The sequence below is a fragment of the Candidatus Symbiopectobacterium sp. NZEC127 genome, from assembly GCF_025962675.1.
In the GTDB taxonomy this organism is placed as follows: Bacteria; Pseudomonadota; Gammaproteobacteria; order Enterobacterales; family Enterobacteriaceae; genus Symbiopectobacterium.
In genome coordinates this window covers 1-626 of record NZ_JAGFPG010000045.1, presented here as the reverse complement: position 1 = coordinate 626, position 626 = coordinate 1, and the positions used below count along the sequence as shown (strand labels likewise).

1 protein-coding gene is annotated in these 626 nt (G+C 51.4%); it reads right to left on the bottom strand.

Features of this window, described 5'->3' with window-relative positions; translation table 11 throughout:
- Positions 1-319 (bottom strand): DUF6246 family protein (locus J5069_RS23835; RefSeq protein ID WP_264646126.1); only part of this gene is annotated, 319 nt, incomplete at its 3' end.
- Between the last annotated feature and the right edge of the window lie 307 nt (positions 320-626).

The following is a 626-nucleotide window of genomic DNA, read 5'->3' as shown; positions in this document are numbered from 1 at the left end:
GACGCTGTGGCTTTCGCACCTTGGCCTTGCCCATCACGCCGTGCTCTATCAGGGTGTGGGCTATCAGGATGATCTCGCCAACAGACATCCCTCCAGCGCGATATACTATGCCGCGTTTACCCGGTCGCCACTCACCCACCAGCGCTGTGATATCGTCATCACAGCACGCCGCCATAACATGCATTGCCACTGACAGGATTTTTCGTCCATACACTGGCTTTCTCAGCGTCTTGACGAGCCATTCCGGTATCTTCCCGTAAGCATCCTGCGCCATAGATACCACCTGAGCGACTTCGTAGCCGGTTAGTGTGGCTTCCAATGCGCGTCATGGCAGCGAATGAAGGGCGGAAAAAGTAATCGTTTTTCGTGTCGGAGATGAGAATTTCCCCGATCTCAGTAATTGGCGTCATGCGCCCCCCCCCAATAAAAAAGGCCGCCTAAGCGACCTTGCCTGCTATTCTATTTCAATGTAATCGAGTGGCTCTGGTAATGAATCCAGGCTTTCGCCATCAATGTAAGATGGTGTCGCTGCTGTTATTGATGGTTCACCATGCCCCGGCGATGACATGGAGTTATTCATAATAACCAAAATGCTCTTTCCTGCGATGTGACCTTTAAAGTTAGTA